Annotated in this window: 17 protein-coding genes; 7 read left to right on the top strand and 10 right to left on the bottom strand. The window is 69.4% G+C overall.

The window, feature by feature from the left end; translation table 11 throughout:
• Positions 1 to 89: 89 nt before the first annotated feature.
• Genes sigK through BM417_RS24950 form a run of 3 tightly spaced genes read left to right on the top strand, consistent with a single transcriptional unit; the run spans position 90 to position 1799 of the window.
• The gene (gene sigK / locus BM417_RS24960; protein WP_093598963.1) at positions 90 to 689 is read left to right on the top strand and encodes an ECF RNA polymerase sigma factor SigK; all 600 of its coding nucleotides are present in this window, start codon (positions 90 to 92) and stop codon (positions 687 to 689) included.
• Positions 686 to 1408: an anti-sigma factor gene (locus BM417_RS24955; RefSeq protein ID WP_093598961.1), complete on the top strand. Its 723-nt coding sequence runs from the start codon at positions 686 to 688 to the stop codon at positions 1406 to 1408. Before sigK ends, BM417_RS24955 begins: the two co-directional genes overlap by 4 nt.
• Before the next feature lie 43 nt (positions 1409 to 1451).
• On the top strand, positions 1452 to 1799 hold the full coding sequence (locus BM417_RS24950; protein ID WP_093598959.1) for a VOC family protein: 348 nt from the start codon (positions 1452 to 1454) through the stop codon (positions 1797 to 1799).
• Here BM417_RS24950 and BM417_RS24945 read toward each other — a convergent pair.
• The gene (locus tag BM417_RS24945) at positions 1796 to 3448 is read right to left on the bottom strand and encodes a methyltransferase (protein ID WP_093598957.1); all 1653 of its coding nucleotides are present in this window, start codon (positions 3446 to 3448) and stop codon (positions 1796 to 1798) included. The genes BM417_RS24950 and BM417_RS24945 overlap by 4 nt on opposite strands.
• Before the next feature lie 18 nt (positions 3449 to 3466).
• Positions 3467 to 4624 (bottom strand): 4-hydroxybenzoate 3-monooxygenase, encoded by a 1158-nt coding sequence (locus BM417_RS24940; protein WP_245822144.1) that lies wholly within the window; start codon positions 4622 to 4624, stop codon positions 3467 to 3469.
• Positions 4625 to 4836: 212 nt separating this feature from the next.
• Here BM417_RS24940 and BM417_RS24935 point away from each other — a divergent pair, with 212 nt between their 5' ends.
• The 3 genes from BM417_RS24935 to BM417_RS24925 all read left to right on the top strand — a co-directional run bounded on the left by BM417_RS24935 (position 4837) and on the right by BM417_RS24925 (position 6938).
• Entirely contained in the window at positions 4837 to 5823 is a 987-nt protein-coding gene (locus tag BM417_RS24935; RefSeq protein ID WP_093598954.1) for a fatty acid desaturase family protein, read from the top strand.
• Between the two features lie 116 nt (positions 5824 to 5939).
• Entirely contained in the window at positions 5940 to 6185 is a 246-nt protein-coding gene (locus BM417_RS24930; RefSeq protein WP_093598952.1) for a hypothetical protein, read from the top strand.
• A gap of 51 nt (positions 6186 to 6236) precedes the next feature.
• A complete protein-coding gene (locus tag BM417_RS24925) occupies positions 6237 to 6938 on the top strand; it encodes an SDR family NAD(P)-dependent oxidoreductase (protein ID WP_093598949.1) in 702 nt (233 codons plus the stop codon).
• A gap of 288 nt (positions 6939 to 7226) precedes the next feature.
• Here BM417_RS24925 and BM417_RS24920 read toward each other — a convergent pair whose 3' ends face one another.
• From BM417_RS24920 to BM417_RS24895, 6 genes are all read right to left on the bottom strand, one after another.
• Positions 7227 to 8423 carry a cytochrome P450 gene (locus BM417_RS24920; protein WP_093598946.1) on the bottom strand — a complete coding sequence of 399 codons (1197 nt, stop codon included), beginning with the start codon at positions 8421 to 8423 and terminating at the stop codon, positions 7227 to 7229.
• A gap of 14 nt (positions 8424 to 8437) precedes the next feature.
• Positions 8438 to 9220 carry an ABC transporter permease gene (locus BM417_RS24915; RefSeq protein WP_093598943.1) on the bottom strand — a complete coding sequence of 261 codons (783 nt, stop codon included), beginning with the start codon at positions 9218 to 9220 and terminating at the stop codon, positions 8438 to 8440.
• Positions 9217 to 10152: an ATP-binding cassette domain-containing protein gene (locus BM417_RS24910; RefSeq protein ID WP_093598940.1), complete on the bottom strand. Its 936-nt coding sequence runs from the start codon at positions 10150 to 10152 to the stop codon at positions 9217 to 9219. The genes BM417_RS24915 and BM417_RS24910 overlap by 4 nt, the downstream gene beginning before the upstream one ends.
• 11 nt (positions 10153 to 10163) lie before the next feature.
• Positions 10164 to 11006 (bottom strand): DUF4097 family beta strand repeat-containing protein, encoded by an 843-nt coding sequence (locus BM417_RS24905; protein WP_093598937.1) that lies wholly within the window; start codon positions 11004 to 11006, stop codon positions 10164 to 10166.
• Between the two features lie 69 nt (positions 11007 to 11075).
• The gene (locus BM417_RS24900; RefSeq protein WP_093598934.1) at positions 11076 to 11594 is read right to left on the bottom strand and encodes a ribbon-helix-helix protein, CopG family; all 519 of its coding nucleotides are present in this window, start codon (positions 11592 to 11594) and stop codon (positions 11076 to 11078) included.
• An 85-nt stretch (positions 11595 to 11679) separates the two neighbouring features.
• A complete protein-coding gene (locus BM417_RS24895) occupies positions 11680 to 12342 on the bottom strand; it encodes a nitroreductase (protein WP_093598931.1) in 663 nt (220 codons plus the stop codon).
• Positions 12343 to 12434: 92 nt separating this feature from the next.
• Here BM417_RS24895 and BM417_RS24890 point away from each other — a divergent pair, with 92 nt between their 5' ends.
• Positions 12435 to 13028, top strand: coding sequence for an FMN-dependent NADH-azoreductase (locus BM417_RS24890; RefSeq protein WP_093598928.1), 594 nt, complete (start codon positions 12435 to 12437; stop codon positions 13026 to 13028).
• On the opposite strand, the gene BM417_RS24885 is transcribed toward BM417_RS24890, so the two are convergent.
• Both BM417_RS24885 and BM417_RS24880 read right to left on the bottom strand, forming a co-directional pair.
• On the bottom strand, positions 13025 to 13483 hold the full coding sequence (locus BM417_RS24885; protein WP_245822143.1) for a MarR family winged helix-turn-helix transcriptional regulator: 459 nt from the start codon (positions 13481 to 13483) through the stop codon (positions 13025 to 13027). The genes BM417_RS24890 and BM417_RS24885 overlap by 4 nt on opposite strands.
• A gap of 10 nt (positions 13484 to 13493) precedes the next feature.
• Positions 13494 to 14282, bottom strand: a complete 789-nt coding sequence (locus BM417_RS24880) for a TIGR02452 family protein (RefSeq protein ID WP_093599382.1) — start codon at positions 14280 to 14282, stop codon at positions 13494 to 13496.
• Positions 14283 to 14287: the final 5 nt, after the last annotated feature.

The following is a 14287-nucleotide window of genomic DNA, read 5'->3' as shown; positions in this document are numbered from 1 at the left end:
CCGGCCTGGGATGTGACCCATCCGGCACCGATCCATCAGCGCCTCCGCTGCGAACACCAGAAGGGACAACGCTGAGGAGAGGACCTGGGATGCCTGAGCGTGAGCGGGCGCTGCAAAGCCTGCCGAGGACCCCGCGGGACGTGGGGCCGACCGCCGACGAGCTGCTCGCCCTGGTCGCACGGGGCGACGAGGCCGCGTTCGAGCGGCTCTACGACGTCGTGTCCGGCTCGGTGTTCGGGCTGATCAGGCGGGTGGTGCGGGATCAGGCGCAGTCGGAGGAGGTGTTCCAGGAGGTGATGCTCGAGGTGTGGCGGACCGCGACCAGGTTCGACCCCGACCGGGGCAGCGCCAACACCTGGATCCTCACGCTGACGCACCGCCGTGCCGTCGACCGCGTCCGGTCCGCCCAGGCCGCCACCCACCGCGAGGACCGCGCGGCCCGGCTCGATCCGGGCAGGCCCTTCGACGAGGTGAGCGAGCAGGTCGACGGCCGGCTCGAACAACGTCAGGTGCGCCGGTGCCTGAGCTTCCTGACCGAGCTGCAGCGCGAGTCCGTGCTGCTCGCCTACTACCAGGGCTACTCGTATCCGGAGGTCGCGAGCCTGCTGAGCATCCCGCTCGGCACGGTCAAGACCAGGATGCGCGACGGCCTGATCCGACTGCGGGACTGCATGGGGGTGACCGGATGAGGACCACATCCGCTGATCTGCACACGCTCACCGGCGCCTACGCCGTGAACGCGCTGTCCGAGATCGAACGGGCCGCCTTCGAGACGCACCTGACCCGCTGCGAGAGCTGCGCGGTCGAGGTCGCCGAGCTCGCGGCCACCGCCGCCCGCCTGGGCGTCGCGGTGGAGTCCCCGCCGCCACCGCAGCTGCGTGCCCGAGTGCTCGCCGCGGCGGCGGAGACCCGCCAGGTCTCTCCCCACGCGGCACGCGTGCCGAACCCGCGCCGGGTGCGCTGGGCCGGCGGGCTGCTCGCGGCCGCCTGCCTGGTCGCCGCAGTCTTCGTGACGGTGCAGTACACGGAGTCCGACCAGGACAGGCAGCTGGCGCAACTCTCCAGCGAGTACAGCCGGTTCTCCGACTTCCTGTCCACACCGGACGCGAAGCTGATCAACGGCAAGGCTCCGAACGGCGCCACCGGCACCGCTGTCGTGTCGGCCAGCCGCGACGAGGCGCTGTTCCTCGCCAAGGACCTGCCCGATCCCGGTGACGGCCGGATCTACCAGCTCTGGCTGATCGGTGCCGACAAAGACCCGCACCCGGCCGGACTGCTCCAGTCCCGGTCGACGCCGGTCGTGGTCAGCGGACTGACCGGGGCGAAGGAGGTCGCGCTGACCGTGGAGCCCTCGGGAGGTTCGGAGAAGCCGTCCACGCCACCGGTGATGGCGATGCCGCTCGTGTGATCCAGGGCGGTCGCTGTCCTCGATCCGTGCCAGCATCCCGCGCATGATCGGACGTTGGCACGGACTGGTGATCGACTGCCCTGATCCGCAGGGCCTCGCGGAGTTCTACGAGAAGCTGCTCGGGATGATCCGGGTGCAGGACGACGGCGCGTTCGTCGTCATCGGTGACGCCCCCGACCGGCCCGGTGTGGCGTTCGCGCGGGTCGAGGACTGGCAACCGCCGAAGTGGCCGGACGAGACCGCCCACATGCACTTCGACGTGCGTGTGGACGATCTCGCGGCGGCGGGCGAGAAGGTGCTGGCGCTGGGCGCGCGCAGGCTCGAAGGCGGTGGCGAGCGGTTCCACGTGTACGCGGATCCCGCCGGCCACCCCTTCTGCCTGGTGCGTTAGCTCAGCCGGGCGCGCATGACGTGCGCGTCCAGCGGCAGGGCGTGCGTCTCGACGAGGTCGAAACCGGCCTCGGCGAGCAACGCGCTGTAGTGCGACTCGGTGCGCTCGCGGCCACCGGTGTTGCACAGCATGTGGATGTCCCACGGGATCGCGAGCGAGTCCACCTCGCCGGCCTCGGGCAGCAGGCGCTCGATCACCAGGAGTTCGGCGTGTGCGGGCATGTTCCGCGCGCACGTGGCCAGGATGGTGCGGCACTGCTCGTCGTCCCAGTCGTGCAGCACGCGGGACAGCAGGTAGATGTCGCCGGTGCCGGGGACCGAGCGGGTGAAGTCACCGGGGACGAGGGTGACGCGGTCCGCGAGGTCGGCGAGGCGTGGCTCGGCGGCGGCGAGGGCGTTCGGGAGGTCGAGCAGAACGCCCCGCACCGCCGGGTTGGCGTGCAGCACGCGGGACAACAGCTCGCCGTTGCCGCCCGCCACGTCCACGACGGTGCCGGCCGAGGAGAAGTCGACGACCTTGGTGACACCGGTGAACATCGCGTTGCTCGCGGCCATGGACCCGTGGAACAGCTCGGCCAGGTCCGGATCCGTTGCCATGTGGGCGAAGTGGTGGGCGCCGAACGCCTTCGCGTACGACTCCTCTCCGCTGCGGACGGCCTCGGTGAGCTCGGCGAACGACCGGTAGAACGGGCCGCCGTACATCAGCGCGAGCGGCCGCATCGAACCCGTCAGGTCGGACCGCAGCAGCTCGCCGAGGTCGGTGAGGCTGTGCCGCCCACCGGACAGGTGAACGACGCCGAGCGAGGTCAGGTAGCGCAGAAGCCTTGCCAGGCTTTGGGGTTCGGTGCCGGTGGCCGACGCCAGACCGGGCAGGTCCGGGATCGTCACGAGGTGGTCGAGCAGCCGGAGCTCGGCTGCGGTCGCGATGGCCTGCGTCGCCCACGCGCCGGTCAGCAGGCGCAGCAACTCGGTGCCGGCACAGGACTCGCGCTGATGGGTGGCCTGGAGCTGGGGAAACCGGCCGGTGGAGATCAGTTCCAGGCGGCGGAACGCGGGGTCGGCGCAGTGCGCGTCACGGAAGTAGAGCACCGAGTGGTTCTCGTAGCCGTTGTAGCCGCCGCCGTCCGGGCGCATGACACCGGCGATCATGGTGCGCAGTCCGCGCAGCAGCACCGGATCCGGCCGCCGCACGGCCAGCGCGACGTGGTTCTCGTGTTCGTGGCGGCGTTCGTCCTCCGCGATGTGCGCCAGCTCCGGCGGCGTCACCATCACGAAGATCTCCAGTTCGCACGGCCAGCCGTTGCGGTCGGAGACGGGCGCGCGCAGGATGCCGACCTTCAGGTCCGCGACGGGCACCGAGTAGCGGGCGCTCAGCCGTTCGCGGACGACGACGCTCGGGGTCATGGTGCCGACCTCGATGCCGTGCCGCGCGAGCTCGTCCGCAAGTCCCGCAAGGGTTTCCGGGAAGATCAGCAACGCGGCGTGGTCGAGGGTGGCGTGCCGCGTGACGGCGGCGCGCTGGTCGGCGGGCAGCGACGGCACCGCGGCGGCGAGGGCCGAGTGCGTGTCGTGCGCGCCGATGAGGGCCATCGTGGCGGTCAGCCGGTCGAGGTCGGCCGCGGCGATGACGGGTGTGCTGGTCGAGATCATGGTGACGGTTCCTGTGGCTCAGATGCCGACGTAGTGCTCGGCGAAGAAGTTCTGGTGGGCGCGGCAGTCGCGCAGGCTGTGCAGCCGGGCGCGACGTAGAGCACGGTGGAAGTCGTCGTCCTGGGTGTGCAGGAGGTCGATCATCCAGCGCGAGAACTCCTGCGCCCGCCAGACGCGGGGCAGGCAGGTGCGCGAGTACGCGGCCAGCGGCCGTTCGTCGTCCCGGTGCAGGGCGGAGATCAGGGCGGAGGCCAGCACCTCGGCCTCCATGATCGCCAGATTGGCGCCCTTGGCGGCGGACGGGCTGATCAGGCTGGCCGCGTCACCGACGAGGAACAGCCTGTCGTGCTGGATCGGGTCGACGACCTCGGAGCGCAGCCGGACGATCCGGCGCTCGGTGATCGGGCCCGGTTTGAGCGCTCCGAACTCGTCGGTGCGCATCCGGGTGTCCAGAGCGGCCCAGATGCGTTCGTCGGTCCAGGACTCCGGGTCGTCGCCGGGAGGAACCTGGAGGTAGTACCGCGTCACCTCGGGGCTGCGGGCCATGTGGCCCGCGAAGCCGTCGTCGTGGATCGCGTAGGTGACCGCGGCCATGCTCTGCGGTGCCTCGGCGAGGACGGCGAGCCAGCTGACGCCGTGGTCCTGGGCGTGGCGCTGCCCTAAGCCCGCCGGAATCGCCTGCCGGGTGGCCCCGTTGCTGCCGTCGCACCCCGCGAGGAACCGTCCGGTGGCAACACCTGCGCCCTGCTCGTCGCGGTAACGGATCGTCGCGGTACCGGAATCGACGCCGGTGACGGTGGCACCGAAGCGGATCTCCCCGCCACGGCTCAGATATTCGGCGATCAGGTCCGTAACGAGGTCCTGCTGCGGGTAGACGGTGTGCACTTCGCCCCGACCGAGCGCGGCGTAGTCCAGCTCGAACTCCCCGTCCTCGCCCCGAAAAGCGCAGACGCCGTGCGACCGTCCTTTGTGGAGCATCCCGGCGCCGAGCCCGTGCTCAGCGAGGACGCGAGCACTGTTCGGCCCCAAAAATCCTGCCCTCGCGCGGGTCTGCACCTGCTCCCGGGTCGCCCGCTCCACGATGAGGGTGGCGATCCCTTCCGCGCGCAACAAGTTGGCTAACACGAGCCCCGCCGGCCCCGCGCCCGCGATGAGCACGGTTGTGTGGTCGACCACGCCTACTGGTCCTCTCTCCGGATCGGCCCGCGTCCGCGGCGGGCCCGATTGCGCAGCACTGGACCTCAGCGGCCGGGGCAGGGGCGAGCGGCTCGCCGGAGATGATGATCATGATCACCTGATCGTGTCCGGTGCGCGACCGACCCACGCGGTTTGTAACGACTTCATCGGCCGTGCATGACTTCGTCGCCGCCATCCGGCATTCTGCGCAAATGGCACTCCGGCAGGCGAGCGACTTCGCCCACTTGGCCGCCGAGATCAAGCAGGCTGGCCTGCTCGCTCGGCGGCGTGGTTACTACTTCGCGCGAATCGGCGTGAACCTCGCCGTCTACGCGGCGGCGTGGGTGACGTTCGCGCTGCTGGGCGACTCCTGGTGGCAGCTCGCGGTGGCGGTCGTCCTGGCGGCGATGACCACGCAGCTCGCGTTCATCGGGCACGACGCGGGCCACAAGCAGATCTTCGCCACGAAGAAGTGGAACGCGATCACCGGCTACGTCCACAGCGGACTGGTCGGCGTCAGCTACGACTGGTGGGTCGGCAAGCACAACCGGCACCACGCCAACCCGAACCACGAGGACGAGGACCCGGACGTCGACATCTCGGTGCTGGCGTTCACGCAGCGGCAGGGCGCGGACAAGCGCGGTCCGCTGCGGTGGATCGCCTCGCACCAGGCGGTGTTGTTCTTCCCGTTGCTGCTGCTCGAAGGCTTCGCGCTGCACTGGCACTCGATCCGGTACTCCGGCCGCGAGCGGTTCGTGATGATCGCGAACGTCGTGGTGTACCTCGGTGTCGTGTTCTGGGTGCTCTCGCCCGTGTACGCCATCGCGTTCATCCTCGTGCACCAGGCGTTGTGGGGCTTCTACATGGGTTGTTCCTTCGCCCCCAACCACAAGGGCATGCCGGTGCTGTCGGCCGGCCACTCGCTCGACTTCCTGCGCAAGCAGGTGCTGACCTCGCGCAACATCCGGGGCGGCTGGTTCACGGACATCCTGCTCGGCGGCCTGAACTACCAGATCGAGCACCACCTGTTCCCGAGCATGCCCCGGCCGGCGCTGCGGCACGCGCAGGTGATCGTCCACAACTTCTGCGAGCAGCGCGGCATCTCCTACGCGCAGTGCGGCTTGTTCCGCTCGTACGGATACGTGCTGGAGCACCTGCACGAGGTCGCGGCACCGTTGCGGGCCAAGGCCGCGGTCTGATTGTCCGAAAGCGGACAGGGGTCGGCCGAAACGCCGGTCTGACCCCGCACGGCGCTGGGTTTCCTCGATTCAGGACCGAACTGGGGGAACTTCACCTGCGCAAGAGGCTGTTTGGCGTGCTCACAGCAGGTGTGGCGCCGACTCTGGTCGCTGCCGGACAGCCGGTGGCCGAGCCCGCGCAGCAGCTCAGCCAGCCCGACCCGGCGCGGGTGCTCCTCGACGTCCTCAGCGCACCCGCCGCCCAGTCGCGCACCTCGCTGAACGGCATCATGGATCAGGGCGGCAACCCGAAGGCCACGTTCGGCGTGGGCCCGGACTGCCTCAACCGCACCGCGTGGGCGTACGTCCGAGGCGCCAACTGACGGTCCGATTCCCGCCAGACGCCCGGCGGTGATTCCAGCAGGCTGATCGGCATGGGATCACTTGCAGGGAAAGCGGCTCTCGTCACCGGCGGGAGCCGCGGCATCGGGGCCGCGATCGCCGAGAAGCTCACCGCACTCGGCGCACAGGTCGCGGTCACGTACCAGAACACCAAGCCGGACAACGGTTTCGCGATCCAGGCGGACAGCGCCGATCCGGACGCCGTGGTGGCGGCGGTCGACCAGACCTCCGTCCACTTCGGACGTTTCGACATTCTCGTGAACAACGCGGCCGTCTTCCAGGTCGGACCGCTGGAGGAGCTCGGCCGCGAAGAGTTCGACCACACGATGGCCGTGAACGTGCGCGCACCGTTCCTCGCGGCGCGCGCGGCGGCACGGCACATGCGTGACGGCGGGCGGATCATCAGCATCGGCAGCAACGTCGCGGTGTACGCGCCGTTTCCCGGCTTCGCGCTGTACTCGGCGAGCAAGACGGCGTTGATCGGGATGACCAAGGGACTCGCGCGCGAGCTGGGTCCGTTGGGCATCACGGCGAACGTGGTCAACCCCGGCCCCACGGACACCGACCTGAACCCGGCGGACGGTCCGATGGCGGACACGATCCGCGGGCTGACCGCGCTGGGACGCTACGGACAGCCCGCGGAGATCGCCGAGGTCGTGGCGGCACTGGCGGGTGACGCCGGTGCTTACGTGACCGGCGCGAGCATCAACGTCGACGGCGGCTTCACCGTGTGACGGCGTACCGCGGCAGGGGTGTTGGACGCAGGTGCCAAGGTGGAGTGAACTCGGCAATCCACCGAGCAGAACTGAGAGCCGGCCCGTTGCTCGCCGCGATCGGCGAACTTCTGGTACGTGGCGGGCTCGAAGAAGCGAAAACTCCCGCCTGCCAACGACTTCGGCGTCACCACCCACGAGGGGTCGTGCGGCGGGCGTTGGACTCAGGCGTCGTGCGGGGCCACCGTTGACCGCGTCCCCTGTGCACCGGGGCAGCGGTTCCGGCTCAGCGCCGGCTGAACTGGACGATCACTTCCAGCTGACGGGCAGGGCGTGGACGCCGTAGATGTTCATGTCGGTCCTGAGCTTCACCTCGCGGGCAGGCACCGCGAGGTGAAGGCTCGGGAAGCGGCGCAGCAGCCCCTCGAACCCGGCGCGCATCTCGATGCGGGCCAGCTGCTGGCCGAGGCACTGGTGGATGCCGTGGCCGAACGACAGGTGACCGCGGGCGTTGCGGTGCACGTCGAACGTGTCGGCGTTCTCGTAGCGCTCGGGGTCGTGGTTGCCCGCCAGCAGCGACAGGATGACCGACGAGCCCTGGGGAATCGTCTCCCCGAAGAACTCGATGTCCTCGGCGGCGTAGCGGAAGAAGATGTCGGCGACGGCCAGGTAGCGCAGCAGTTCCTCGACGGCGTCGGGAATCAGTGCCGGGTCCGACCGCAGCGCGGCGAGCTGGTCCGGATGTTCCAGCAACGCGAAGGTGCCCAGCGCCAGCATGTTCGCGGTCGTCTCGTGGCCCGCGAGCAGCAGCAGGAAGGCCATGCCGACGAGTTCCTCGATGCTGAGGTCCTCGTCCTTGGCTAGGTCGGACAGCAGGTCGTCACCCGGCTCGGCGCGCTTGCCGGCGACGAGTTCGGCCAGGTAGCTGCTCATCGCCATGTACGCGGCCATCTTGTCTTCGAGGTTCACGTCCCGCTCCATGAACTTCGTGGAGTTCGACTGGAACACCTCGCGGTCCGCGTACGGGACGCCGAGCATCTCGCAGATCACCAGTGACGGCACCGGAAGCGCGAACTCCCGCACCAGGTCGACCGGCGGGGTGAGCTTGGCCAGCTCGTCCAGCTGCCGTTCGGTGATCTCGATGATGCCCTCTTCCAGGGCCTTCATCCGCTTGACCGTGAACGCTCCGGTGAGCTTGCGGCGCAACCGGGTGTGGTCCGGCGGGTCCATGCTGATGAACAGTCCCGGCGTCTGCGGGGACGGCTCGGTCTGCTCGGGCATGCCGGGCGTCGGGAACGGCACGTGGAGGATGCCGAGGTCCTGCCGGTTGCTGAACCTGGTGTCGGACAACGCCTGCCGGACCGCCTCGTAACCGGTGATGAGCCAGCCCTCGTGACCGTCGGGGAAGAGCATCGGGCTGACGGGGCGGGTCTCGCGGACCAGGGTGACCTTGCTGGGCGGGTCGAACGGGGTGACGTCGCGTTCCGTGGGAAGGCCGTGCAGCATGATCGGTGACTCCTTCAGCGGGTGGATTCGCGGTTGAAGAGCTTCTTGGACCAGAGGTAGCCGCCGAACCCGATGACGGCGCACCAGGCGAAGGCGATGTAGCCGCTGTTGCCGATCGGCGTGCCCATCAGCAGGCCGCGCAGGGCGTCGATGAACGGGGTGAACGGCTGGTACTCGGCGAACCAGCGCAGCACCGTCGGCATCGAGTCGGTGGGCACGAAACCGTTGCCGAAGAACGGAAGCAGGATCAGCGGCAGGCCGACGTTGCTCGACGACTCGACGGACTTGCTGGCGAGACCGAGCGCGGCGGACAACCAGATCATCGCGAACGACATGGCGATCAGCAGTCCGGCCAGCGTGAGCCAGCCGAGAGCGCTCGCCTGCGGGCGGAACCCGATCGCGACCGCGACGCCGAAGACGAAAGTCATGGCGAGAACCGTCTGCACGAGGCTGCCGACCACGTGTCCGGTCAGGACGGAGACCCGGGCGATCTTCATCGTGCGGAATCGGTCCACGATGCCCTCGGTCATGTCCATCGCGATCGAGATGCTCGTGCCCTGCACCGCGGCCGTGATCGACATCAGGATGATCGTCGGCGTGACGTAGTTGAGGTACTCGCCTCGTCCGCCGCTCGGTCCGCCGAGCCCGGCGCCCAGCGTGCCGCCGAAGACGTAGACGAACAGCAGCAGGAAGACGACCGGCATGATCAGGAGCTGGAACGTCAGCGACGGGTAGCGGATCATCCGCCGGAGGTTGCGACGGACCATCGTCGCCGAGTCGGTCAGTGCGTAACTCATTGCTGGGCCACCTTTTCCGGGCTGCCGGTGAGGGCGAGGAAGACGTCGTCGAGGTCGGGGGTGTGGGTGCTGAGCGACTCGACGGCGACCGCGTTCTCGTCGAGCCGGTCGAGCAACGCCTTGAGCGAGCGGACACTGCCGTCGCTGGGCACGCGCAACGCGAGCGCGTCACCGTCCCGCGAGGCCTGACCGATGATGCGGGTGGCGGACTCCAGGTCGCGGAGCTCGGTGAACTGAAGAAGCACGTGGCCGCCGGGAATGCGGCGCTTGAGCTCGTCCGCGGTGCCCTCGGCGACGATCCTGCCGTGGTCCAGCACCGCGATCCGGTCGGCGAGCTCGTCGGCCTCCTCCAGGTACTGGGTCGTCAGGAAGATCGTGACGCCGCTCGCCACCAGGTCCCGCACGATCTGCCACATGGTGCGGCGGCTGCGCGGGTCGAGGCCGGTGGTCGGCTCGTCCAGGAAGATCACCTGGGGCGATCCGACCAGCGTCATCGCGAGGTCGAGCCGGCGCCGCATGCCGCCGGAGTAGGTGGCCGCGGACTTGTCGGCCGCGTCGACCAGGTCGAACTGCTCCAGCAACTGCTCGGTCTTGCGCCTGCCGTCCGCCTTGCCGAGGTGATGCAGGTCGGCCATCAGCTTCAGGTTCTCCCGGCCCGTCATCAGGTTGTCGACGGCGGAGAACTGGCCGGTGACCCCGATCGCGGCACGCACGGCGTCCGGGTCGTTCGCCACGTCATGACCCGCGACGGACGCGCTGCCGCCGTGGGCGCCGATCAGCGTGGAGAGGATCTTGACGGTGGTGGTCTTGCCGGCGCCGTTCGCGCCGAGCAGCGAGAAGACGGTGCCGCGCTGGACGTTCAGGTCGACGCCCTTCAGCACTTCGTTGTCGCCGTAGGACCGGCGCAGGCCGGTCGCCTTGATCGCGTTCATGGACTTCCCCCTCAGGAACGGCGGACGGTGATGTCGCCGAAGGACGTGTGGGCGGTGACCTTGACGGTCTCGACGGAGTTGCCGGGGCCGTCGCTGCCGTCGAGCGTGTTGGTGACGCGGCCGAACGCGGTCTTGGCGTCGATCCACGCGGCGGTGCCCTGGGCGATCCCGATCTCGATGCCGCCCATCGCGGTGTTGAGCGTGACGGTGTCGCGGACGACCTCGCCGATGTTGATGGATCCCATCGCGGTCCTGGCCTCCGCCGGACCACCAGCGCGTTCGACGGTGATGTCGCCGTTGGCGGAACGCGCCTTCAGCTCGCCCTCGACCGTGCCGGCGTCGATGTGACCGTTGGAGTTCTTGGCGACCAGCGAGCCCTGGACCGTGCCGATGCGGATGTGCCCGCTGCCGGTCCTGACGTCGGCGTTGCCCGTGACCGCGCCGATGTTGACCACTCCGGCGCCGGTGTCGGCCTTCAGCGGTCCGGTCCGGTCGAGGTGGATGTTGCCGGCGGACATGTCGACCCCGGTCGCGCCGAGCACCCCGGAGGTGCGGACGCTGCCCGCCGTCACGTCGGCGTCCACTTTGGACCCCGTCGGCAGCTCGATCACGACGTCGACCGACCTGGTCTTCTTGGAGAAGTCGAACGTCCGCTTCGGCCCGCGCACCACCAACGTGCCGTCGGCGTAGTCGACCCGGGTCTTCTGCGCCGCCTCGACGTCCGAGGAGTCGGACGGGTCCGAGGGCCGCACCTCGACCAGCGTGTCGGTGCGGTCGGTCGCGACGATCTGGACGTAGCCCGCGTAGACGTCGAGCAGTACGGAAATCGGTTCTGGCGTTTCGTAAGAAGGCATGGCTGTCCCCTCAGAAGGTGTCGGTGGAACATCCCCGCAGGTCGGGGCGAAGTGAAGTAGGCGCTGGAGTTAGCGGACCCAGCCGACGAAACGCTGGGAGGCGGGGATGCCGCCGGTCAGCGCTTCGGTGACGGAGTCACGCTTCGGGCTCAGCTGCGCGGACGCGGCGCGCACGAGCCACGCGTTGACCGAGCGGCCCTCCTTGGCAGCGGCCTCGTCGATCGCGGCCTTGAGCGGTTCCGGCAGCCGGACGTTGATGCGCACGGTGGTGCCGTCGTCGAAACCGGCCGCCACGTCCTCGGCGGGCGCGGCGGGCTCCGTCGTGACGTCGACCGGCTGCTCGGGTGCCCGGCGCGTCACGACGAACTTCGGGTCACGGCCCCGCAGCAGCACCTGCACCGAGTCCGGTGCCAGGTCCGCGGTGATCTCGTCGGCGGCAGCGGACAGCGCCTCCAGCAGCGCCAGCCGGATCGCCGACTCCATCGTCACGGTCAACCGCTCGACCAGCGCACTCGCTTCGTCGCCGCCTGTTTCGACGGCGGTCAGCAGCTCGCGGCCGAGGGAAGCCACATACGGGGTCAGATCCATGGCACCACTATGGCACACGGTGGCGCCACCAGCAAGCATTTCTGGCTCAACTTGGCATCATCGTGGCTCACTGCAGGTCAGAGGCCTAATCAAGGAACGTCACGGTCTCCGCGAGCGACGCCCGGCCTGTCCGTGGCTCCACCACGGCAGCATCCGCGTACCCGATCGACATGCCGCAGAAGAGGACGAGCCCCTCCGGAGGTGCCACGACCTCCGCGACCGACCCGCTGAACTTGGCCCACGCCATCTGCGGACAGCTGTGCAGCCCTTCCCCGCGGAGCAGCAGCATCACGGTCTGCAGGTACATGCCGGCGTCGGACCACTGGGGCGAACCCATCTCGCGGTCGAGATAGCAGAACAGGGCGGCGGGAGCACCGAAGCAGTCCCAGTTCGCGGAGGCCGCCCGCTGCCGTGCCTCCAGGTCCTCGCGAGCTATGCCGAGCGAGCCGTAGCGCTGTGCCCCGAAGGCCGCACGCCGTTCGCGGTACGGCGACTTCAGCTCGGGTGGATATTGCTGATACTCCGGCTCGTCCCACGGATCGCCGGTGGCGAGGCGTTCCCCGGCGCGTTTCTTGAGCTCCGCCAACGGTTGCCCGGTCACGACGTAGATGTGCCACGGCTGGATGTTCGACGCCGACGGCGCCCAGGCCGCCGCCGTCAGCACCCGCGCCAGCGCCTCACGCGGCACCGGCCGATCGATGAACGCGCGCACCGCCCTCCGGCTCGCGACGGCCTCGTAGACGTCCATCACAGCCCTCCTCACTTGACGTGGTCACGTGGTTACACCTGAAATAGTATCGTTCGATACGATATCGAGCGATACGAAGTAGGAGAGGACACATGGCCACGCTGCTGCACATCGACTCGTCCGTGTTCCCCGGCGACGCGTCCCACTCGCGTTCCGTCGCGGCCGTCTTCCGCCGGACCTGGGAGGAACAGCACCCGGACGGCACGGTGATCTACCGGGACGTCGCCGCCGAGCCCGTCCCCCACATCACCGCCGAGGGATACCGGGACCCCGCGTCCACCGGCAGGCTCGTGCTGATCGAGGAACTGGAGCGCGCGGACGCCGTGCTGATCGGCGCCCCGATGTACAACTACGGGATCCCGTCGACGCTGAAAGCGTGGCTGGACAACGTGATCCTGCTCGGGCGCACGTCCGGCGAGAGCCCGTCGTGCCAGGGCAAGCCGGTCACCGTCGTCGCCAGCCGGGGCGGTTCCTACGAGCCGGGCACGCCGCGCGAGGGGTTCGAGTTCGTGCGGAACTACCTGCGGGCCGTGCTCTCCGGCAGCCTCGGACTGGACGTCGGCTTCATCGTCCCGGAACTGACGATGGCGCCCCGCAACCCCGCCATGGCCGCGCTCATCCCGCGCTACGAAGCCGCTCGCGAGCGCGCGTTGGAGGAGGCCGTCGTGCTGGCGAAGAAGCTTTAGGCGTCAGCGTGGGCGAGCTTGGTCAGCAGCGCTTCGAGCTGATCACGCTCGCCGGGTTCGAGCACGGACCCCAGCCGTTCGGACAGCGGTCGCGCCGCCACGTGGATCTCGTCGAAGAGCGCGAGCCCGGCCGGGGTGATCTCCACCGCGCGCGCCCGCCGATCACCCGGCACGGCCTTGCGCACGGCCAGTCCCTTGCGCTCCAGGTCGTCCACGACGCGCATGATCCCGGCCTTGTCCGTGCCGGTGGCCGGCGCCAGGTCCCGTTGCATCGCGGGGCCGTTGTTGACCAGTTCCATCAGCACGGCGAAGTGCCGCAGCTCGATGCCGAGCGGACGCAGCGACTCCCCCATGACCGCCGCCGCCCGCCAGTGCGCCCGGCGCAGCAGCAGGCCCAGCGCGAACGGCGACGCGTCTCCTGGACGGTCGGTCGCGCGCACGGGCTCGGTGGTCATGACCGGCATGCTACCCATGCAGGGCGTCGGCGAACGCGGTCAGCGTGGGCGCGCCCTTCTGCCGGTCCAGCACCGCGAAGACGACGTGGTCGAAGAAGCGGTTGTCCCGCAGCGCGAGCGCGAAGATCCGGGCGACGGCCGCGGGGTCGTTGCCGAAGACACCGCAACCCCAGGCGCCCAGCACGAGCCGGCGGTGCCCGTGCGACGCGGCGACGTGCAGTACGCGGATGGCCCGGCGCAGCAACGCGAGCGGGATGTCGTCGATGCGTTCGGGCTGGTTGCGCAGGATCGCGGACCGGTTGGGCGCCGCGGCCGTGAGGAACGAGACCTCGTACGGCTGCGGCAGCAGGGTTCCCTTGTCGTCCTTGAACACTGGCACGCGCGGCGAGTAGATCACGCGGTCGCTGTAGGTCAGGTCGTCGTGTGCGCGGTGATAGGCGTAGAAGTCGCCGGCGGCACGCAGGCAGGGGTAGATCGCCGACGCACGGGCGATGCTCTCCTCCTGAGCCTGCGCACCGTTGAGGAACCCGCCTCCGGCATTGCGCGCGGAGGCGAAGTTCAGCGCCGCGACGTCACCACCGAGGCGCCGGGTCGCATCCAAAGTGGACTCGTTGGTGACCTCGATCCGGACGCCTGGAGTCTCCGAGGGCAGCGACAGCACCTCGTCCGGCAGGTGGAGACGGGTTCCCGCGACCGCGGGCGCGACGGCGATCGAGACCTCGCCCGCGGTGGTGGAGTAGGAACCTCGTTCCGAGATCTCGACGGTGTCGTGGGCGATCGCGCGCAACCTGCTGCTCATGATGC

This window comes from Lentzea waywayandensis, assembly GCF_900115955.1.
In the GTDB taxonomy this organism is placed as follows: Bacteria; Actinomycetota; Actinomycetes; order Mycobacteriales; family Pseudonocardiaceae; genus Lentzea; species Lentzea waywayandensis.
This window is presented reverse-complemented; position numbering and strand designations above follow the sequence as displayed.